This window comes from Pseudomonas sp. DR48, from assembly GCF_019823085.1.
Taxonomy (GTDB): Bacteria; Pseudomonadota; Gammaproteobacteria; order Pseudomonadales; family Pseudomonadaceae; genus Aquipseudomonas.
Window position 1 is genome coordinate 3,669,407 of the sequence record NZ_CP081946.1, and the last position, 21,151, is coordinate 3,690,557.

Here is a 21,151-nt window from a genome sequence, read left to right on the forward strand (position 1 = left end):
ACAAATCCCCTGTGGGAGCGGGCTTGCTCGCGAAGGCGGTGTGTCAGTCGACATCAACATCGCCTGATTCACCGCCTTCGCGAGCAAGCCCGCTCCCACAAGGGATCTTCGGCGTACCGGGGATCTGATTCGCGGTATCCTGCACGTTCTGAATACGGACGCTTTTCCATGCTGGTGATTTCCAACAATGTGCATCTGCCGGATGCCGAGATCGAGTTGACGGCCATTCGCGCCCAGGGCGCCGGTGGGCAGAACGTCAACAAAGTCTCCAGCGCCATGCACCTGCGCTTCGACATTGCGGCGTCGTCCTTGCCCGAGTTCTACAAGGAACGGCTGCTGGCGCTGCGTGACAGTCGCATCACCAGTGACGGCGTGTTGATCATCAAGGCCCAGCAATACCGCACGCAGGAAGCCAATCGCGCGGATGCGCTGGAGCGGCTGGTCGAGTTGATTCTCAGCGCCACCAAGGTCGAAAAGAAACGTCGTCCGACCAAGCCGACCCTCGGTTCGAAGAAGCGTCGGCTCGAATCCAAGACCAAGCGCGGCAGCATCAAGGCCGGACGCGGCAAAGTGGATTTCTAGCGGGCGTCGCGTTCTTCCCGATACCTTGGCGCTTGCCGGTACAAGTACACGCTGAGTGCCAATCCGCTCAACGCAGCGAACGCGGCGAACAGGAAGATCGAGGCGAAACCAAAGCCTGCGGCAATCGCACCGGCCAGCGGTCCGGTGATCCCCAGCGACAAATCGATGAACAATGAATAGGCCCCGACCGCTGCGCCACGGCTGGAGGCGGGCACCAGGTTGACCGCTTCAACGCCCAACGCCGGAAACACCAGCGAGAAGCCGAAACCGCTCAATGCCGCGCCGGCCAGAGCCCAATGCGCATCCGGTGCGAGCCACAACAGCAACAAGCCCAGGGTTTCCACCGACAGGCAGGCAATTGCCACGCGAAAGCCGCCGAGGCGGTTGATCAGGTTGCCGAACAGCAGCCGCGCACCAATGAAACTGGCGCCGAACAGGCTCAGGCACAGCACCGCGTTGTTCCAGTGTTGCGTGGCGTAATACAAGGTGATGAAAGTGGCAATGGTGCCGAAACCAATCGAGCCCAGTGCCAGACCGCAACCGTGCGGCAGCACCCGACCGAGCACGTGCATGAACGGCAGCCGTTCGCCGACCACAATCGGCGCGGCGGTTTTCGGCCAGGCCAGCGCCAGACCGAGGAAGGCCAGCAGCACAATGCTCACCCCCATGCTCCACAAGCCCAACTGACTGACCAGCAGCACCCCCAGCGGTGCGCCGACCGCCAGCGCGCCGTAGCTGGCGATACCGTTCCAGGAAATCACCTTGGCGGTGTTCGCCGCGCCGACCCGGCCAATCCCCCAGCCAATCGAACCGGAACCCACCAGGCTTTCCGCGCTACCAAGCACCAGTCGGCCGATCAACAAGCTGATCAGGCTCAGCATCGGCAGGCTTTGGGTCCAGGCCGAGATCAGCATGAACACACCGCTCAAGCCGCAGCCGGCGAGGCCGTACATCACCGCCAGCTTGCTGCCTTTGTTGTCGATGATTTTCCCGGCATAAGGGCGGCTGAGCAGAGTGGCCAGGTATTGCACGCTGATCACCAGCCCTGCGATCACAGCGCCAAAGCCCAAGTCGCTGTGGACATAGCCGGGCAATACGGCCAGGGGAATGCCGATATTGAGGTAGCCAATGAAGGTGAACAGGACGATGGAAACGACTTGCAGCGTGACCGCCAGGGGGCGCTGGTTTTCAGACATGGGTAAAGGTCCACGGGAAAGCAGGATAGATAGGCTGCTTATGATACCGGCGCGGGCGGCCGAGGGGCGTGGAAAAAGTAAAACTATTTGCCGGGTGGCGTAAGTCAGGTTTTGGTGGGGGCGACCAGTTGCGTCGTGACCAGGGCGGCCAGGGCGTTTTCTTCGCTACCGAAACGGGCGAGCAGCGTGGCTTGTTTTTCGGGGGAAAGGCGATTCCAGATCTCGATCATCTTCTCGGCGGTGCCGATCAGGACGCTGGCTTGGGTTTCAGTGAAATCATCGCTCATGGTGTCGAACTCGCGGTTCAGGCGGTGTGGAAAGCGCATGTTAGCGCTTTCCACACGGTCTGGCATTGCGGGTGTTTCAGTCTTCGCTGTCAGCCTGGCGGCGTTCAGTGGCTTCCTTCGGCTCGGGCTGTTGGGCGCCGGCTTGTTGCGTGGTTGTCTGCTCAGTTTCGTGCAGGCTTGGGAAGGGGAGATTAGGGATCTCGTGCATGTTTCGCGCTCCTCGCAAAGTCTGTTGATAGATCTGGTAGATCCGCGCTTTTACAAAGCTTGGGCAGGATACAGCAGGAGAAATGACAAATAGACTTTTATATCCATTTGTTTCGACGGATGGGATTGTCTAGACAGGTCAATAGGGGTGACCCAAAAAAATGTGGGAGCGAGCCTGCTCGCGATAGCGGTGGATCAGTCAGTGTTGATGTCGACTGACACTGCGCATTCGCGAGCGGGCTCTCTCTCCCATTTCGTTATTTGCAGACTAGGGAAATAGCTTGATCCAGCCGGAATTACTCAGTCGGTACCAGGTTATCCAGCACCTGATTAACCGCCAACTCTCCCAACATGACGATCTGGGCGATACCTAACAGCGTTTTGCGATGGGTGCCTTCGAGCAGGGCAGCGAAGTCGTTGAGCATGACGTTGGCTGAGCCGAGGGTCTCGCTGGCGTCGACCAGCAGGGATTCGTTGCTGGACTTCGGATTGGTCATGTAGAGGCGATTGGGGCAATAGGGCGCCGCCATGATCCGGGCGGTTGGTGGACCCAGATAATAGTCGAGGGCGCGCTCGGCGGCTTCGTTGAATTTTTTTGAGTCAGGGCATTCGTAGGGGGAGGTTGGATCAGTGATGGAGGCCGGTTCGGTGACTGGCGGGTTTGGCGTTACCTTGAGCATGGGTGACTAACCTTTGGTGAGGCTGCAACCTTCTCGCCGCTAAGCGAAGGGGTGGCAGCTGTGCGCAAGTTAGCGGACCGGTAGTCACCTAAAACCCGGTGCACCCGAAGGTGCCATGCGCACAGCCACCATCAAGTGCAGGCGAGTGCCTGACTGGATTCGACATGTGCAACCGTAGACGACTAGCCGAGCCGCTAAGCTCGATCACTGGAATCAGTGACGCAATCAAATTACCCAGCAAGCACCAGGCGCACAAGCCAGCGGATTCTGGCGTAGCCGTAGGCAACGGCGCAAGGTTTTGTAGCCCTTGGGACGTATCACGGCGTGTCGATAAACAGCCGTGGCTGATCGTGTTTATTGGATTTGGATTTTTTGAGAAAGGTCTTACGTAGTCGGGAGCGATTTCAGCGATTGGCTTGTTGGAAGCGCCAACACAAAACAAATGTGGGAGTGAGCCTGCTCGCGATAGCGGTGAGTCAGTCGATACATCTGTCGACTGACTCACCGCTATCGCGAGCAGGCTCACTCCCACAGGGGGATGTGTTTTGCCTGAAGGTTACTTGCAGACTTCGGCAATCGCCTCAGCCAGCAGGTCCAAGCGGGTTGCATCGATTCCGGCGACGTTGGCCCGGCCGGTGCCAACCATATAAACGCTGTGGTGATCACGCAGCTGTTTGACCTGCGCCGGCGACAAGCCAGTGTAGGAAAACATCCCGCGCTGCACGCCCATGTGCGCAAAGCGCTCACGCAAGCCGTGCGGTTCAAGCGCCTCCAGCAGACCGCTACGCAGTTGGGCGATGCGCAAGCGCATGGTTTCCACTTCGTCGGCCCAGAGGCTTTTCAGCTCCGGATCGCCAAGGATGGTCGCGACCACGGCGGCACCGTGATCCGGTGGTGTCGACCACAGGTTACGGGCGATGTTGGCCAACTGGCTGCGGATATCCACCAGCTTCTCAGCGGTTTTCGCACAGACAATCAGCGCGCCGGTACGGTCGCGGTACAAGCCGAAGTTCTTCGAGCAGGAACTGGTGATCAGCACTTCCGGCAACGCGTCGGCGAACAGACGGGTCGACCAGGCATCCTGTTCCAGGCCATCGCCGAAACCCTGGTAAGCGAAATCGATCAGCGGCACCAGGTCGCGGCTGCGCACCACGTCCAGCACGCGGCGCCAGTCGTCATGGGACAGGTCGAAACCGGTCGGGTTGTGGCAGCAGGCGTGCAGCAGCACCACATCGCCCTTCGGCACTTCGTTGAGAACGGCCAGCATGGCGTCGACATCGAGGCGGTTATCGCTGCCGACGTACGGGTAATGACTGACCTTGACCCCGGCCGCCGCGAAAATGGATTCGTGGATCGGCCAGGTCGGGTTGCTTAACCACACGCCGCGACCGGGCAGGCATTGGGCAATGAAGTCCGCACTCAGACGCAGCGCGCCGGTGCCACCCGGTGTCTGGGTGGCGCCAGCGCGTTGTTCAGCGATCAGCGGCGAATCGGCGCCGAGCACCAATTCAATGATCGCCTTGCCGAACGCTGGCTCACCATGGCCGCCGATGTAGGTCTTGGTGGTCTGGCGATCCACCAGGCGTTGCTCGGCGAGCTTCACGGACTGGGGAATCGGGGTCAGGCCCTGGGCGTCTTTATAGACACCCACGCCAAGGTCGAATTTGCGCGGATTGGGGTCCTGCGCATAGGCCTCCATCAGGCCGAGAATCGGGTCGCCGGGCACTCGACCTATGGCGTCAAAATGCATTATTTGCGGCCCTCGGCGTCCTTGGCCACTTCGTCAGTGCGCGCGGCCATGATGAAATCGTTGCGGTGCAGACCCTTGATGGAGTGGCTCCACCAGGTCACGGTGACTTTGCCCCACTCGGTCAGCAGGCCCGGGTGGTGACCTTCGGCCTCGGAGATTTCGCCGACCGCGTTAGTGAACGCCAGCGCATATTTGAAGTTCTTGAACAGGAAGACTTTTTCCAGCTGCATGACGCCGTCGCGAACTTCGATGTTCCAGTCGGGGATCTGCTTGATCAGTACCGGCAATTCTTCGTCGCTGACCTGAGGGGCATCGGCGCGGCAGGCTTCGCAGTGGGCTTGGTTCAATGTGGACATGATGAGATTCCTGAAATCTGATTATTGGAATTCGACCGTCAGTACCCCCACGCTAAACCAAAGCGTCGGGTCCTGACAGGCTCACTTGATTCTAAAAGCTGCGGATCAAGCAGCTTTGGGCGGAAATTTTGGAGTGTGCAAGCCCAACTGCATGCCTTGCTTGACCATCCCCATGATGTCTTCATGGGCCAGATCGAACAGGCGCTTGAGGTTCGGCAAGACAAAATACAGCGGTTGCAGGATGTCGATGCGATACGGCGTGCGCATGCATTCCAGCGGATCGAAGGCTTGATGTTCAGGCTCGTCCGACAGGCAGTAAACGGTTTCTTTGGGCGAAGAGAGAATGCCGCCGCCGTAGATACGCAGGCCTTGCTCGGTATCAACCAGGCCGAACTCGATGGTCATCCAGTACAGGCGCGCCAGATACACGCGTTCTTCCTTGGAAGCCTGTAGGCCAAGTTTGCCGTAGGTGTGGGTAAATTCGGCGAACCAGGGGTTGGTCAGCAGCGGACAGTGGCCAAAGATCTCGTGGAAAATATCCGGTTCTTGCAGGTAGTCCAGCTCTTCACGGGTGCGGATAAACGTCGCCACCGGAAACTGCTTGTTGGCCAGTAATTCGAAGAAGGTCTGGAAGGGGATCAGTGCCGGCACCCGGGCAACTTGCCACCCGGTGGTTTCGCCGAGGACTTTGTTGATTTCGCCAAGTTGCGGAATGCGGTCGTGGGGCAGACCGAGTTTTTCGATACCGTCCAGGTATTCCTGGCACGCACGACCCTCGATCACTTTCAGTTGGCGAGTGATCAGCGTGTTCCACACCGCGTGTTCTTCGGCGGGGTAGTCGATAAAACCTTGCGCATCGGGCTCGCGAGCCACGTATTGCGTCTGCTTCATGCTGCTCTCCTGCTAGGGGATTTCGTTCTTGTTATGTCCTGCTATGGATCTAGAAATACCCCAAGGTGTGCGGCGTTGCAGCAGGTGCCAAGTGTCGAGAGTAGGAAAAATCCGCATTTTCCGTAAAGAATTCGTTACGGTTTGCGCGCTATGGCGCAGGTATTGCGATTTGTGGGGTTGAATCGGCCTACACCTGTCACATAATCTTGACGACAAAGTTGGCGCCTGCGCAGAAAATTCCTGGCTCGGGCCCTCGATCACTCCTGTTTCGGGCCTTTTATATGCGCATCAAAGTCCACTGCCAGAACCGCATCGGCATTCTGCGCGACATTCTCAACTTGCTGGTCGAGTACGGAATCAACGTCGCTCGCGGCGAGGTCGGCGGTGAGCATGGCAACGCGATCTACCTGCATTGCCCGAACCTGATCAACATTCAGTTCCAGGCCCTGCGTCCGAAATTTGAATCGATTGCCGGCGTATTTGGCGTCAAACGCGTAGGGCTGATGCCCAGCGAGCGTCGGCATATGGAGCTCAATGCCTTGCTTGGTGCCTTGGAGTTTCCGGTGCTGTCGATCGACATGGGCGGCTCGATTGTCGCCGCCAACCGTGCGGCGGCGCAGCTACTCGGGGTGCGGGTGGATGAGGTGCCGGGGATTCCGCTGTCGCGTTACGCCGAGGATTTCGACCTGCCGGAACTGGTGCGCGCCAACAAATCGCGGATCAACGGCTTGCGGGTGAAGGTCAAGGGCGATGTGTTTCTGGCCGATATCGCGCCACTGCAATCAGAGCATGACGACAGCGAGGCAATGGCGGGTGCGGTGCTGACGTTGCACCGCGCCGACCGCGTCGGCGAGCGCATTTATAACGTGCGCAAGCAGGAGTTGCGCGGGTTCGACAGCATCTTCCAAAGCTCCAGGGTGATGGCAGCGGTGGTGCGCGAGGCGCGACGCATGGCGCCACTGGATGCGCCGCTCTTGATCGAAGGCGAAACCGGCACTGGCAAAGAGTTGTTGGCGCGGGCCTGTCACCTGGCCAGTCCACGAGGCCAATCCCCCTTGATGGCGCTCAATTGCGCCGGTCTGCCGGAATCGATGGCCGAGACTGAGTTGTTCGGTTACGGCCCCGGCGCTTTCGAAGGCGCACGGGCCGAAGGCAAGCTTGGGCTGCTGGAGCTGACGGCGGGCGGCACGCTGTTTCTGGATGGTGTCGGGGAAATGAGCCCGCGCTTGCAGGTGAAACTGCTGCGCTTCCTGCAGGACGGTTGCTTCCGTCGTGTGGGCAGCGATGAAGAGGTTTATCTGGATGTTCGGGTGATCTGCGCGACGCAGGTCGACTTGTCCGAGTTGTGCGCGCGCGGCGAGTTTCGCCAGGATTTGTATCACCGTTTGAACGTGCTCTCTTTGCACATCCCGCCGCTGCGTGAATGCCTCGATGGACTGACGCCGCTGGTGGAACACTTCCTCGATCAGGCCAGCCGGCAGATTGGTTGTCCGCTGCCGAAGCTGGCGCCAGCGGCGATGGAGCGGCTTAGCCATTACCACTGGCCGGGCAATGTCCGGCAATTGGAAAACGTGTTGTTCCAGGCGGTTTCGTTGTGTGAGGGTGGGACGGTCAAGGCCGAACATATTCGTCTGCCGGATTACGGTGTGCGTCAGCCGCTCGGCGATTTTTCGCTTGAGGGCGGGCTGGATGAGATTGTCGGGCGCTTTGAGAAAGCCGTGCTGGAGCGCCTGTATTCCGAGCATCCGAGCAGTCGGCAGCTGGGTAAGCGGCTGGGGGTCTCGCACACCACCATTGCCAATAAATTGCGTGAGTACGAAGTCGGCAAAGAGCCCGGCACCTGACTGATCGTTCCCACGCTCTGCGTGGGAATGCCTCAACGGACGCTCCGCGTTCGGCTCTTGATGGGACGCGGAGCGTCCCGGGCTGCATTCCCACGCAGAGCGTGGGAACGATCATATGGACAACGGCATTTAAGATTGCCGCGAAGCGGCATAACACCGCCGGTTTTTCGTCTTCGATACATTTCCCCAATCCCTTGAAAACCCCTCAAGTCCTTTGTTTGCCGGGCCCGGCACCGTCAGAAAAAAGTTGGTCTGCAAATTGCTTATCGCTCAGCAGTACAGCAGTGGGCGGCAAACGTCCGGCATGCAGAGGAACGACTGTGGACAAGTACCTTTATGTGGCAATGACCGGCGCCAGCCAGAATGCACTGGCGCAGAAGGCTCATGCCAACAACCTGGCAAACATCTCCACCAACGGTTTTCAGAAAGACCTGGAACAGGCTCGTTCGATGCCGGTGTTTGGTGACAGCTTTCCGGCGCGTGCCTTTGCCATGACCGAGCGTCCGGCCACCGACTTCTCGTCAGGTTCGATGGTAGAAACCGGCCGTGATCTGGATGTGGCAGTGACCGGCGATGGCTGGATTGCCGTGCAAAGCCCTGACGGCAGCGAAAGTTACGTGCGCACCGGGAGCCTGGACGTTGACGCCTTGGGCGTGCTGCGGGCCGGCAACGGTATGCCGGTGATGGGCAATGGCGGACCGATCGCGGTGCCGCCCGAGCAGAAAATCGAAGTGGGCGAGGACGGCACCATCAGTATTCGTTCGATGGGCGAAGGCCCGCGGGTGATCGCGCAAGTCGACCGTATCAAACTGGTCAACCCTGACCCGAAGAACATGACCAAAGGCCTGGATGGTTCAATCCACACCAAGGACGGCAAGCCGGCGCAAGCCGATGCGAGCGTCAAGCTGGTGTCCGGGTTCCTTCAGTCGAGCAACGTCAATGCCGTGGAAGAAATGACCTCGGTGTTGGCCTTGTCGAAGCAATTCGAGCTGCACATCAAGATGATGAACACCGCCAAAGACGATGACCAGGCCATGGCTCGGGTCTTGCAGATCAGCTAATTACCAGAACGTCGCGCCGTAAAACAGGCGCACGAGGAGAATCGAAATGCTTCCGGCTCTATGGGTTGCCAAAACAGGTCTGTCCGCCCAGGACACCAACCTGACCACCATTTCCAACAACCTGGCGAACGTATCGACCACGGGTTTCAAACGTGACCGCGCCGAGTTCCAGGACTTGCTGTACCAGATCAAACGCCAGCCTGGCGCCCAGTCGACCCAGGACAGCGCACTGCCGACCGGTCTGCAAGTGGGTACCGGTGTGCGCATTGTCGGCACCCAGAAAAACTTCACCGCCGGCAGCCTGCAGACCACCGAGCAGCCACTCGACCTGGCGGTCAATGGTCGCGGTTTCTTCCAGATCCTGCAGCCGGATGGCACCACGTCCTACACCCGTGACGGCACGTTCCACCTCGATTCCAACGGTCAGGTCGTGAATGCCAGCGGTTTCGCTCTGGAACCGGCGATCGTCGTTCCGAACAACGCCCAGAGTTTTACCGTGGGTACGGACGGCACAGTGTCCATCACCGTTCCCGGCAGCGCGGCCTCTCAGGTGATCGGCAACCTGCAAACCGCCGACTTCATCAACCCGGCCGGTCTGCAAGCGGTCGGTAACAACCTGTTCCAGGAAACCGCGGCCAGCGGCGCACCACAAGTCGGCACCCCGGGCCTGAACGGTTTCGGTACCACGCTGCAGAACACCCTGGAAGGGTCCAACGTCAGCACCGTTGAAGAGATGGTCAACATGATCACCACTCAGCGCGCTTACGAGATGAACTCCAAGGTGATCTCCACCGCCGACCAGATGCTCTCGTTCGTAACGCAGAATCTGTAATCAAGTCTATGAGGCGGCATGAAGCCGCCTGCAGCACCGTGAGGTAGGGTCATGAATCGCTTTGTATCTGTTCTGGCACTGAGTGGGGTGGTCTCGCTTGCAGGCTGCGTCGCACCGACGCCCAAGCCCAATGACCCTTATTACGCCCCGGTGTTGCCGCGAACGCCGTTGCCGGCTGCCGCGAACAACGGCTCGATCTATCAGGCCGGTTTCGAACAGAACCTGTACAGCGACCGCAAGGCGTTCCGGGTCGGTGACATCATCACCATCACCCTGAACGAGAAGACCCAGGCAAGCAAGAACGCCAACTCCCAGGTCGGCAAGACCAGCAAGACCAGCATTGGCCTGTCCTCACTGTTTGGCAGTACGCCCAACGTGAATAACCCGGTCGGCAGCGGCGATCTGACTCTGGATGCCAGCTACAGCGGCGACCGCGCAACCAAGGGCGATAGCAAGGCCGGGCAGGGCAACAGCCTCACCGGTTCGATCACCGTAACCGTCGCCGACGTGTTGCCCAACGGGATCATTGCGGTGCGTGGCGAGAAGTGGATGACCCTCAATACCGGTGATGAACTGGTACGGATTGCCGGCCTGGTTCGTGCCGATGACATCGCCACCGATAACACGGTTTCGTCGACGCGCATTGCCGATGCACGCATCACCTACTCGGGCACCGGTTCGTTTGCCGATGCGAGTCAGCCAGGCTGGTTCGACCGTTTCTTCCTCAGCCCGCTGTTCCCTTTCTAGGTGGCTACGTTGAACTTCAAAAGTCTCATGGTGGCCGCCCTGTTGCTGTCCGCAGCCTTCAACGCTCAAGCTGAGCGTCTGAAGGATATCGCCAGCATTTCCGGCGTGCGGACCAACCAATTGATCGGTTACGGCCTGGTGGTCGGGCTTAACGGCACCGGCGACCAGACGACCCAGACCCCGTTCACCCTGCAGACCTTCAACAACATGCTCTCGCAGTTCGGCATCAAGGTGCCGCCAGGGTCCGGCAACGTGCAGCTGAAGAACGTCGCAGCAGTGTCGATCAGTGCCGAATTGCCAGCGTTTGCCAAACCGGGTCAGCAGGTCGACATCACCGTTTCTTCCATCGGTAACTCCAAAAGCCTGCGCGGCGGCACCTTGCTGCTGACGCCGCTCAAGGGTATCGATGGCAACGTCTACGCCATCGCCCAGGGCAACCTGGTGGTCGGTGGTTTCGATGCTGAAGGTCGTGACGGTTCGAAGATCACCGTCAACGTTCCGTCGGCGGGTCGTATCCCGGGTGGTGCGTCGGTCGAGCGTTCGGTACCGAGCGGTTTCAACCAGGGCAACAGCCTGACCCTGAACCTCAATCGTTCGGACTTCACCACCGCCAAGCGCGTGGTCGACAAGATCAACGATATGCTCGGCCCTGGCGTTGCCCAGGCCATCGACGGCGGCTCGATTCGCGTCACGGCACCTTTGGACCCAAGCCAGCGTGTCGACTATCTGTCGATCCTTGAAAACCTCGAAGTCGATCCGGGCCAGGCGGTGGCGAAAGTCATCATCAACTCCCGTACCGGCACCATTGTCATTGGCCAGAACGTGAAAGTGTCCCCGGCCGCCGTGACCCACGGCAGCCTGACCGTGACCATTACCGAAGACCCGATCGTCAGCCAGCCCGGCCCTTTGTCCAACGGACAGACAGCCGTCGTGCCGCGCTCGCGGGTCAACGCCCAGCAAGAAGCCAAGCCGATGTTCAAGTTCGGCCCGGGCACCACCCTCGACGAAATCGTGCGTGCGGTGAACCAGGTCGGCGCGGCGCCGGGTGACTTGATGGCCATCCTCGAAGCACTGAAACAGGCCGGCGCGCTGCAAGCCGACCTGATCGTGATCTGAGGACAGCGACCATGGACATGCGCAAGGCCGGCACACTCAGCACCAGCGATTCGGGGTCCTATTCGGACCTCAATCGCCTGAACCAGCTCAAGGTCGGCGACAAGAACAGCGACGGCAACATGCGCAAGGTCGCTCAGGAATTCGAATCGCTGTTTCTCGGTGAAATGCTCAAGTCCATGCGTTCGGCCACCGAAGCGCTGGGCAAGGACAATCCGCTCAACACGCCGGCTGCCAAGCAATACCAGGAAATGTACGACCAGCAATTGGCGATTTCCATGTCCCGCGAAGGCGGTGGTATTGGTCTGGCGGATGTGCTGATGCGCCAGATGTCGAAGAACAAACCGCTGGCGCCAGGTGAGGCTGAGGCTGCATCTGCGGCGAAACAGGCGGCGGCGAAAGCGGCCGTACAAACCCCGATAGACGCAGGCACGACGGGCACCAATGGTCCGTTGTCGCGCCTCAATGGCCAGCGTCCGTTGTGGGCGTCGCGCTCGGGCAGGGTGCCGACGCACACCGCCGATCACACGAATGATGTGGCGATGCTCAATCAGCGCCGCCTGGCGCTGCCGCCGAAACTGGCAGACCGTTTGCTCGCCGGGCTGGTGCCGTCGGTCACGAACACTGCGGCCACTGCCGCGACCGCACAGACCCGGATCCAGTTGCCGCAGAACGCCAAGACCGGCGCCGGCCCGCTGTTCAACGGCGATTGGCTGGCATCGCAGACGGACACATCGTCAAAGGGGCAGATGCAGATTTATGGTCGGGCCATGGCGCAGATTCCTTTGGCGCCCGCGAAAAAAGCCTTCAGCTCCGCCGACGAATTCGTCAACACCATGTTGCCGCTGGCCAAGGAAGCCGCCGACCGTATTGGCGTCGATCCACGTTATCTGGTGGCTCAGGCCGCACTGGAAACCGGCTGGGGCAAATCAGTCATGCGCGCCCAGGATGGCAGCAGCAGCCACAACCTGTTCGGCATCAAGGCCGGCAGCAGCTGGAAGGGTGATTCGGCGCGAGCGATCACCAGCGAATTCCGCAATGGCGAGATGGTCAAGGAGACGGCCGAGTTCCGTTCCTACGACTCGTACAAAGACAGCTTCCATGACCTGGTGACTTTGCTGCAGACCAATAATCGCTATCAAGATGTGGTGAAGTCTGCCGATAACCCAGAACAGTTTGTACGCGAGTTGCAGAAAGCCGGGTATGCAACCGACCCGGCCTACGCCAGCAAGATTTCGCAGATAGCCAAGCAGATGACGAGTTACCAAAACTACGCTGCGGCGGGCGCTACCACCACGCCTTTATAGGCACAAGGCATAAGGTCTGAACCATGAGTTTGCTCAATATCGGGATGTCGGGTCTGGCGGCTAGCCAATCCTCTTTGTCTGTGACAGGCAACAACATTGCCAACGTCGACACCGCCGGTTATTCGCGTCAGCAAACCGTGCAGAGCACCAAGGCTTCGCAGCAGTTCGGTAATGTGTTCATCGGCACCGGGACGACCCTGGCGGACGTTCGCCGGGTATACAACTCCTACCTCGATGCTCAGCTGCGCACCGCCACCTCGCTCAACAGTGAAGCCTCGGCGTACCAGGCTCAGGCCACGCCACTGGACGCCACGCTGTCCGATACCAACACCGGGTTGACCGGCGTCCTGCAGAAGTTCTTCACCTCCCTGCAGGGTGTTTCGTCATCGGCGACCGACGATACGTCGCGCCAGTCGGTGCTGACCGGTGCCCAGGCGCTGAGCAATCGCTTCAATACCGTCGCCAAACAATTGAATGACCAGAACACCACCCTCAATGGCAGCCTGTCCGACATGGCGACCAAGGTGAACAAGCTGGCCACGTCGATTGCATCGTTGAACCAGAAAATCGGTGAGGTCTCCACCAGCGGTGGTCAGCCGAACGACTTGCTCGACAACCGTAACGAAGCGGTACGCCAGCTGTCCGAGCTGGTCGGCACCCAAGTGGTCGAGCGCGGCACCAGCTACGATATCTACGTCGGCAGCGGCCAGCCATTGGTGATCGGCAACACCACCAACTCCCTGGGCACCGTGCCGAGCAAAGACGATCCGTCGCGCATGGCGCTGCAAATGGATCGTGGCTCCAGCACCATCGACATCACGTCGGTGGTCAGTGGTGGCGAAATCGGCGGCTTGCTCTCCTATCGCAAGGACGTGCTCGACCCGTCGCTCAACGAGTTGGGGCGTGTGGCCCTGGTGATGGCTGACCAGATCAACAGCCAGCAGGCGCAAGGCATCGACAAGAACGGTGAATTCGGCGCAGCGATTTTCAACAACATCAACAGCGCCGCGCTGATCAGCCAGCGCAGCATTGGCCAGGCGGGCAACAGCGCCGGCTCGGGCAACCTCGATGTCACCATCAAGGACACCGGCAAGCTGACCACCAGCGACTATCAGGTGACGTTCAGCACTCCCACCGACTACACCGTCAAGCGTTCTGACGGCACCGCCATGGGCGCCTTCAGCACCTTGACCACGCCACCTCCAGTGATCGATGGTTTCAGCCTGTCCCTGAACGGCGGTGCCCTGAGCGCTGGCGATACCTTCAAGGTGACCCCGACTCGCGGCGCCGCAACCAGCATCCAGACGGTCCTGAACGACCCGAAAAAAATCGCGGCGGCAGCGCCATTGAGCGGTGTGGCCAGCTCCAAAGCCACGGGCACTTACACCCAGCCGACGCTGACCAGCACGCTGGACATCTACAGCCCGGCGGCCCAGGCCGACATGCAGACAGGGCTCAAGTATTCGACGCCGGTCAAGGTGACCTTCGGTTCCCCAAGCGGTGGCAGCCAGACTTACAACCTGAGTGACGCCCAAGGCAACCCGTTGGGTAGCGGCACCATTGTTCCGGGTCAGAACAACACCTTGAACCTGACAGTGCCCATGATCGATGCCAGCGGCAACCCGATCATGGGCGGCGCTCCGCCGGTGCAGAAAACCTTCACCGTACAAACCACGGTGGGTGGTTCGCCAGCCAACGGCGAGAGCTTCTCGATCTCCCTGACCGGTGCGGCATCCTCGGACAACCGCAACGCTCAAGCGCTGGTCGGTTTGCAAACCAAACAGACCGTGGACACCGGTTCGGCGAGCAAGGGCATCAGCCTGACCGACGCCTACAACACGCTGGTGACCAACGTCGGGACCAAAGCCGCTCAAGGCAAGTCGGACAGTGCTGCCACCTCGGCGATCCTGACCCAGGCCAAGGGCGCCCGTGATTCCCTGTCCGGGGTCGACCTGGATGAGGAAACCGGCAATCTCGTCAAATACCAGCAGTACTACACCGCGTCTTCGCAGATCATCAAGGCTGCGCAGGAAATTTTCAGCACGCTGATCAACAGCCTTTAAGGAGTCGTAATTCATGCGCATTTCTACCGCCCAGTATTACGAGACAACCGCTGCCAACTATCAGCGCAACTTCAACAAGGCGATCGCGACCAGCAATGAAGCCAGCAGCCTGACGCGCGTCAACACCGCCGCAGATGATCCGGTCGGTGCCGGTCGTTTGCTGCAGCTCGGTCAGCAGAGCGCAATGCTGGACCAGTACAACGGCAACATCAGTTCGACCAAGAGTTCATTGAGCCTGCAGGAAACCACCCTGGATTCCATTGGCACCGCCTTGCAGCGCGCCAAGGAAATCGCCCTCAGTGCCAACAACGGCATCGCTACCGACGACGACCGTAAAGCGTATGCCTCGGAATTGGGCCAGATCCAGCAACAAGTGCTGGGCCTGATGAACTCCAAGGATGCCTCCGGCAACTTCCTGTTCTCCGGTTCGAAAACAGACACCCCGCCTTACTCACAGAATTCCGACGGCACCTACACCTACAACGGTGACCAGACCAGCATCAACCTGGGCATCGGCGATGGGTTGACGGTGGCATCCAACACCACTGGTTGGGACGCGTTCCAGCAGACCATCAATACCAGCCGCACCCAGGCCACCATGACCGCTCCGGCGGTGGATGATGGTCGCGTGGTCCTGTCCAATGGTCAGGTCAGCAACAGCGCAACCTACGACGCCAAGTTCGCCAGCGGTCAGCCATACACGGTCACCTTCTTGAGCAGCACCCAGCTGAAGATCACTGATGGGCTGGGCAACGACGTGACGACCGAGGCCAGCCAGAACGGCGCGTTCAGCAACAGCAACGGCGCCAACCAGGTGGTCAACTTTCGTGGCGTCGACCTGAACCTGAACATCAACCTCAAGCCGGGCGATGTACCGGACACAGTGATTGCCGGTCACACCTTCCAGCTGTCGGCCTCGCAGGACTCGTTCAACGCCACGCGCAGCGCCGGCAACGCGTCCACAGCCGTCATCACCGGTTCCGCCATCACTAACCCGGCGGCCTACAATGCTGCATTCCCGACGGGTGGGGCGGTCCTCAAGTTCACCAGTCCGACAGCCTTCGACCTCTACGCTGCGCCGGTGACCGTCGACAGTCGCCCCGTGTCTTCGGGCGCCGTGGTGGCCGGTCCTCCGTCCACCGCCACTGCTGCGGGCGTGACATTCACCCTGGGCGGTGGTGCACCCGCCGCCAACGATCAGTTCGCGGTCCAGTCCAACAATCACCAGACCCAGAACGTGCTCGACACATTGGGCAAGATGATCAGCGCGATGAGCTTGCCAGTTGATGGCAACACGAACGCCAAGCAGCAATTCCAGGCGGCCATGGAATCGGGCCTCGCGAATCTGGATAGCGCCAGTAACCAGTTGGGCTCGGCCATTACGTCGATCGGTGCGCGCGGTCAGTCACTGGACGATCAGACCACGACTAACCAGAGCCTGAGCCTGGCGAATACGGCGACCCAGTCGTCGATTCGCGACTCCGACCCTGCCGAAGTCATGACGCGCCTGACCCTGCAGCAGACCATGCTGCAAGCCGCGCAACTGGCGTTCAGCAAGATCACTTCGCTGGGGCTGTTCAACAAGATCTGACGGCAGCCGGGCGCGCAAGCGTCCGGTGACCGCTGACCCTCCCATATCTACTGTCTTTTTCCGCGGTTCCAAGGGCTCGCTTTTCTGGGCGAGCTCTCGCCGCCTGCGAGTCCGCCGTGAATTCACTCCCTCTTGTCAGCCTTGTCATTCCTGCCTTCAATCCGCGCTTTTTTGGTCGGGCGTTGCACAGTGCCGTGAGCCAGGACTATGGCAATCTCGAGGTCATTGTTTGCGACGATAGCCGTGGCACTGAAATCGAAGAGATGGTCAATTCGTTGAGCGGGCAGACGGATGTCGTTGTGCGCTATGTGCGCAATCCCCGCACGCTCGGACTGGTGGGAAACCTGCAAGTCTGCCTGGAAGAAGCGCAAGGCGAGTTCATCAAGTTTCTTTGCGATGATGACCAATTGTTCGCTACGTGCATTGAGCGTCAGGCACAAGTGCTCATCGATCGTGAAGATGTGAATCTGGTACTGGCCCAGCGGTTGTTCTGGGATGCCGATGATCTGCCTTTGCCTTCGCGGCTTGAAAACACACCGCTTTCCCCGGTGTGCGGGCTGTTCAAGGGTGAAGACCTGCTGGCGATCTTCGAGAATTTCCCGGTCAATATCCTCGGCGGTTTCAGCAATGCCATGTTCCGTCGTGCCGATGTACTGGAGCTGTTGCCGGCCTTGACTCAACCCGGTCATTGTTTTGTCGCGACCCTGGATTTTGCCTTGTACATGTGCCTGCTGCGGCGCGGCAATCTGGTGGTGTCCAATCATGTGTTGAGTGTCGAGCGCCTGTACCCGGAGCGTTTGAGCGGTCAACAATCGATGAAGGATTCGGTCGAGGCCGAGCGGCAATGGCTGTTGCAAATGCTCAAGGCCCGCAGCGGCGAATCTGCGCCAGCGCCGGGTTGGGTTCGCTACTTGCCGCTGACCAAGGCCGACGAGTTACCCCGGGTTTGGGAAGAGTTACCGCTGAGCCGAACCCTGGGCACCAAGCAGACCACCCAGGACTGGCATGTCGGCATTGCCAGTGTCAGTTTCTCCGAGCTGTACGCCCAGTGGCTGGCGTGCCGCTGCCTCACTGAGGGGCAGCGCACATTGTTGCCCGAAACATTGGTGGGCTGGCCGCGCACGCCAAAAATCGTCCCGATCATTATTGATGAGCAGGGCAGCCGCTCAGCGCTGGACCACACGTTGCAATCCCTTGCCGCGCAAGACTATCCACCTGAACTGACACTGGTGTTGTCCTCGGCGTGCATGGAAGCCGAGCTGGATGAGCGGATTTTCCGTTTGCCGCTGCAAGATGACTGGCAGCAGCAAATCAATGACTTGTTGCCGCAACTGGACGGGGCCGACTGGTTCTACCTGCTGCGTGCCGGCGATCGCCTGGTGGCGCCGGCCTTGCTGGTAATGGCTGAGCGGATTGCCCTCTCGCGCACGTTGAAGTGCCTGTACAGCGATGAAGGTGGCCTGCGGCAAGGCGAGTCGGCCGAGCCGGCGTTCAAGCCAGACTTTAACCTGGACTTGATGCGCAGCTACCCCTATGTCGGGCGAGCGCTGGCGTTTGACCGTGAAGCGTTCCTGGCGTTGGGCGGTTTTGATTCCGTCTTTGGCGAACTGGCCCCTCACGATGTGCTCTGGCGTCTGGTCGAGAATGACGGCCCGCAAGTGATCGGACACGTTGCCGAAATCCTGCTGGAGTCGCCGTTCGATCTTGCCAAGTGGCTGTCCCAGCCTGAAGTGGTCAATAACAATCCGCTGTTGCTGCAGGCGCACCTGGACCGCATGGGCATCGCACATGTTATTCGCGACGCGGGTTCGACGTTGCTTAACCGGGTTGACTATCACCATGAGGATCGTCCGTTAGTGTCGATCGTCATCGTTGGCAAGGATCAGACCATCGCCATGCAGCGCTGTGTCGAGAGCCTGCTGGAAAAAACCGCCTACAGCGAATATGAGTTGCTGCTTGTCGACAACGGTAGCGAAAGCGCCGAGGCCCACGCGTGGCTGACGGGTATGGCGCAGTTGGGCAGCGAGCGGATTCGTGTGTTGACGTATCCACAGCAAGGCAATGGCGCGGCGGTGCGCAACTTCGCCGTGAAGCAGGCTATTGGCGACTACGTGCTGATGCTTAACCCATACACCGTGATCACTCAGAGTGACTGGCTGGATGAGTTGCTCAATCACGCACAACGACCGGAAGTCGGCGTTGTGGGGGCGAAGGTGTTCAACCCGGATGGACGAGTTCTGCACGCGGGCCTGATCCTTGGTTTGCAAGGGCCGGCAGGCGTGCCGTTTTACGGCGAATCGCTGAACGCTGCGGGTTATATGTATCGCCTGCAGGTGGTCCATGACTTGAGTGCCGTCGGCGCTGATTGCCTGATGATCCGCAAAGCCGTATTTGACGCCGTCGGTGGCCTGGACGAGCAGAACCTGGGCCAGAGCCTCAACGAAGTGGACCTGTGCCTGCGTGTGGGTAAGGACGGTTATCTGGTGGTCTGGACACCCTTTGCCAAACTGGCCTTGGGCGCTCAGCCAGCGGTAACGTTGTCGGAGGCCGAGCAGGCCTCGCGCACTCAGGAACAGCAAGTGTTTTACAAGCGCTGGCTGCCCATTGTGGCTCGCGATCCGGCCTACAACGTCAATTTGTCGTTGCACGGGCTGGGCGGTTCGAGCTTCAGCCTTGAGCCGGGCCTGCGTGCCGGCTGGAGTCCGTTCTCGACATCTCAGTTGCCGACAATTCTTGCACTGCCAGTCAATGCCTCGGCCATCGGTCACTACCGCGTGACGCAGCCCTTGATCGAACTGGAAGCGGCGGGCAGGGCTCATGGACGTATTCACTACAACTTGCCGTCGATCATTGAGGTCGAGCGTCAGTCACCTGACGTGATCATCCTGCAAGGTCGTTACTCCGAAGGACCGATCAACGAGATTCCGGGCCTGATAACCTACTCCAGCGCCCGACGGATTTACGAGCTGGATGACTATGTCATCAACGTTCCCCATCGCAATGCGCATATCCGCAACATGCCGGGCAAGGACGAGATGGAGAAATTGGTACGGCGCGCGATCGGCATGTGCGACCGCGTGGTGGTCTCCACCGACGCGCTGGGCAACGCATTGTCGGACATGCATGACGACATTCGTGTCGTGCCAAACATGCTGGCCAAGCACTTGTGGAGCGACATGCGCAGCCAGCGTCGTACTTCAAAAAAACCTCGGGTCGGCTGGGGCGGCGGCACCAGTCACCACGGCGACCTGGCGGTGATTGCCGACGTGGTTCGCGAACTGGCCAACGAAGTCGACTGGGTGTTCTTCGGCATGTGCCCGGATGATTTGCGTCCGTATATGCATGAGTTCCATGGTGTGATCGGGCTGGACGTCTACCCGGCGAAGCTGGCCAGCCTGAACCTGGACCTGGCGCTGGCACCGCTGGAATTCCACATCTTCAACGACTGCAAGAGCAACCTGCGTCTGCTGGAGTACGGGGCGTGCGGCTACCCGGTGATCTGCACCGACACCGAGGCTTATCGCGGATACTTGCCATGTACCCGAATCAAAACCAACTCCACCGATGAATGGCTGCAAGCGATCCGCATGCACCTGGCCGACCCGGACGCCAGCTACCGCATGGGCGATGAGTTGCGCGAGGTGGTTCTGCGTGATTACGTGCTGCGCGGCGACAATCTGCGCTACTGGGAAAATGGCTGGTTGGCGGATTGATCATCGGCCGGTCCCTGCCAGTTGGGTGCATATCCGTTTCTGCGGTCATGGCGGCTATTGGTTCCGCCTTTACGGCGGGTCACTTGGAGAAGCGCCAAGTAACCAAGCGCTTGCGCCCCTGACGTACGGTGCCTCGCCTAGGCTCGGCATTCCCTCACTCCGGTCCTGCTCCGTGGGCCCGCCGCCATCGGCCATCCATGCCGGGTTGCCCACTACGCAGAACCTGCGTTCGGCCTTCCGACGGGGCAGATCAAGATCAAAAGCTGAAGGCGAGCTAACGCTCGACCTGATGAGTGGTGAGAAGCAAAAGCACTGCGCCGGCCTGCTCTGCTTTATGTGGGAGTGAGCCTGCTCGCGATGCTGTTGATCTTGGCTGTTGATCGTTCCCACGCTCCGCGTGGGAATGCATCCCGTGACGCTCCGCGTCACCATCGCGCAAGACTCAAGCCTGGTGTCGACAGCGGAACGCAGAGCGTCCCCGGCGGCATTCCCACGCGGAGCGTGGGAATGATCGGGACGCGTAAGCGTTGAAGAATCAGGCCGGCCCGCAGGCCGCCTCGTTTTGCTTTGGCGGTACACGCCCCCTCGAGAGGCCGAGCGCAGGTTCTGCGCAGTGGGCACCGCGGCAAGGATGCCGCGGTAGCCGCCCCCGGCCATGGATGGCCGATGGCGGCGGGCCCACGGAGCAGGACCGGAGCGAGGGCATGCCGAGCCTTGGCGAGGCACCGAACGTCAGGGGCAAGAGCCCTTTGGTTACTTTGGGGCTTTTCCAAAGTGACCCGCCGTCAGGGCGGAACCCTAAGCCGCCGTTACCGCAGCAACGGATATGTACCCCCTGCATTTGCCTAGCACCACCACCACCACCCACTGGACGCCAGGAGCTGGCGCGTTTCCTGCAAGTCCCCCTTTATATCGCCATAAAACGAGCACT

The 21,151-nt window shown here is 60.0% G+C and carries 17 protein-coding genes; 10 read left to right on the forward strand and 7 right to left on the reverse strand.

Going from position 1 to position 21,151, the window contains the following annotated elements:
- Nucleotides 1-168: 168 nt before the first annotated feature.
- Nucleotides 169-582: an alternative ribosome rescue aminoacyl-tRNA hydrolase ArfB gene (gene arfB / locus K5K95_RS16550; RefSeq protein WP_090181465.1), complete on the forward strand. Its 414-nt coding sequence runs from the start codon at nt 169-171 to the stop codon at nt 580-582.
- On the opposite strand, the gene K5K95_RS16555 is transcribed toward arfB, so the two are convergent.
- The 7 genes from K5K95_RS16555 to phhA form a co-directional block, all read right to left on the reverse strand.
- On the reverse strand, nt 579-1,778 hold the full coding sequence (locus K5K95_RS16555; RefSeq protein ID WP_222585205.1) for an MFS transporter: 1,200 nt from the start codon (nt 1,776-1,778) through the stop codon (nt 579-581). The two genes, arfB and K5K95_RS16555, sit on opposite strands and share 4 nt — an antisense overlap.
- Before the next feature lie 104 nt (nt 1,779-1,882).
- Entirely contained in the window at nt 1,883-2,065 is a 183-nt protein-coding gene (locus tag K5K95_RS16560; RefSeq protein WP_090188525.1) for a hypothetical protein, read from the reverse strand.
- Nucleotides 2,066-2,141: 76 nt separating this feature from the next.
- Nucleotides 2,142-2,273, reverse strand: a complete 132-nt coding sequence (locus K5K95_RS33085; protein ID WP_010461912.1) for a hypothetical protein — start codon at nt 2,271-2,273, stop codon at nt 2,142-2,144.
- Nucleotides 2,274-2,568: 295 nt separating this feature from the next.
- The gene (locus K5K95_RS16565) at nt 2,569-2,952 is read right to left on the reverse strand and encodes a DUF6124 family protein (RefSeq protein WP_222585206.1); all 384 of its coding nucleotides are present in this window, start codon (nt 2,950-2,952) and stop codon (nt 2,569-2,571) included.
- A gap of 556 nt (nt 2,953-3,508) precedes the next feature.
- Nucleotides 3,509-4,702, reverse strand: a complete 1,194-nt coding sequence (locus K5K95_RS16570) for an amino acid aminotransferase (protein WP_409999702.1) — start codon at nt 4,700-4,702, stop codon at nt 3,509-3,511.
- Nucleotides 4,702-5,058 carry a 4a-hydroxytetrahydrobiopterin dehydratase gene (locus K5K95_RS16575; RefSeq protein WP_222585207.1) on the reverse strand — a complete coding sequence of 119 codons (357 nt, stop codon included), beginning with the start codon at nt 5,056-5,058 and terminating at the stop codon, nt 4,702-4,704. Before K5K95_RS16575 ends, K5K95_RS16570 begins: the two co-directional genes overlap by 1 nt.
- A gap of 105 nt (nt 5,059-5,163) precedes the next feature.
- Nucleotides 5,164-5,949: a phenylalanine 4-monooxygenase gene (phhA, locus tag K5K95_RS16580; RefSeq protein ID WP_222585208.1), complete on the reverse strand. Its 786-nt coding sequence runs from the start codon at nt 5,947-5,949 to the stop codon at nt 5,164-5,166.
- Between the two features lie 281 nt (nt 5,950-6,230).
- Here phhA and K5K95_RS16585 point away from each other — a divergent pair, with 281 nt between their 5' ends.
- From K5K95_RS16585 to K5K95_RS16625, 9 genes are all read left to right on the forward strand, one after another.
- Nucleotides 6,231-7,793: a sigma-54-dependent transcriptional regulator gene (locus K5K95_RS16585; protein ID WP_222585209.1), complete on the forward strand. Its 1,563-nt coding sequence runs from the start codon at nt 6,231-6,233 to the stop codon at nt 7,791-7,793.
- 320 nt (nt 7,794-8,113) lie between these two features.
- Complete coding sequence (locus K5K95_RS16590) at nt 8,114-8,854, forward strand: flagellar basal body rod protein FlgF (RefSeq protein ID WP_222585210.1); 741 nt, start codon at nt 8,114-8,116, stop codon at nt 8,852-8,854.
- A 46-nt stretch (nt 8,855-8,900) separates the two neighbouring features.
- A complete protein-coding gene (flgG, locus tag K5K95_RS16595) occupies nt 8,901-9,686 on the forward strand; it encodes a flagellar basal-body rod protein FlgG (RefSeq protein WP_222585211.1) in 786 nt (261 codons plus the stop codon).
- Nucleotides 9,687-9,737: 51 nt separating this feature from the next.
- Nucleotides 9,738-10,433 carry a flagellar basal body L-ring protein FlgH gene (gene flgH / locus K5K95_RS16600; protein ID WP_222585212.1) on the forward strand — a complete coding sequence of 232 codons (696 nt, stop codon included), beginning with the start codon at nt 9,738-9,740 and terminating at the stop codon, nt 10,431-10,433.
- Nucleotides 10,434-10,460: 27 nt separating this feature from the next.
- Nucleotides 10,461-11,549: a flagellar basal body P-ring protein FlgI gene (locus K5K95_RS16605; RefSeq protein WP_167360535.1), complete on the forward strand. Its 1,089-nt coding sequence runs from the start codon at nt 10,461-10,463 to the stop codon at nt 11,547-11,549.
- 11 nt (nt 11,550-11,560) lie between these two features.
- Entirely contained in the window at nt 11,561-12,853 is a 1,293-nt protein-coding gene (gene flgJ / locus K5K95_RS16610) for a flagellar assembly peptidoglycan hydrolase FlgJ (protein WP_222585213.1), read from the forward strand.
- A gap of 23 nt (nt 12,854-12,876) precedes the next feature.
- Nucleotides 12,877-14,916 (forward strand): flagellar hook-associated protein FlgK, encoded by a 2,040-nt coding sequence (gene flgK, locus K5K95_RS16615; protein WP_222585214.1) that lies wholly within the window; start codon nt 12,877-12,879, stop codon nt 14,914-14,916.
- A gap of 13 nt (nt 14,917-14,929) precedes the next feature.
- Nucleotides 14,930-16,507, forward strand: a complete 1,578-nt coding sequence (locus K5K95_RS16620) for a flagellar hook-associated protein 3 (protein ID WP_222585215.1) — start codon at nt 14,930-14,932, stop codon at nt 16,505-16,507.
- A gap of 116 nt (nt 16,508-16,623) precedes the next feature.
- Nucleotides 16,624-20,220 (forward strand): glycosyltransferase, encoded by a 3,597-nt coding sequence (locus K5K95_RS16625; RefSeq protein ID WP_222585216.1) that lies wholly within the window; start codon nt 16,624-16,626, stop codon nt 20,218-20,220.
- The last annotated feature ends 931 nt before the right edge of the window (nt 20,221-21,151 follow it).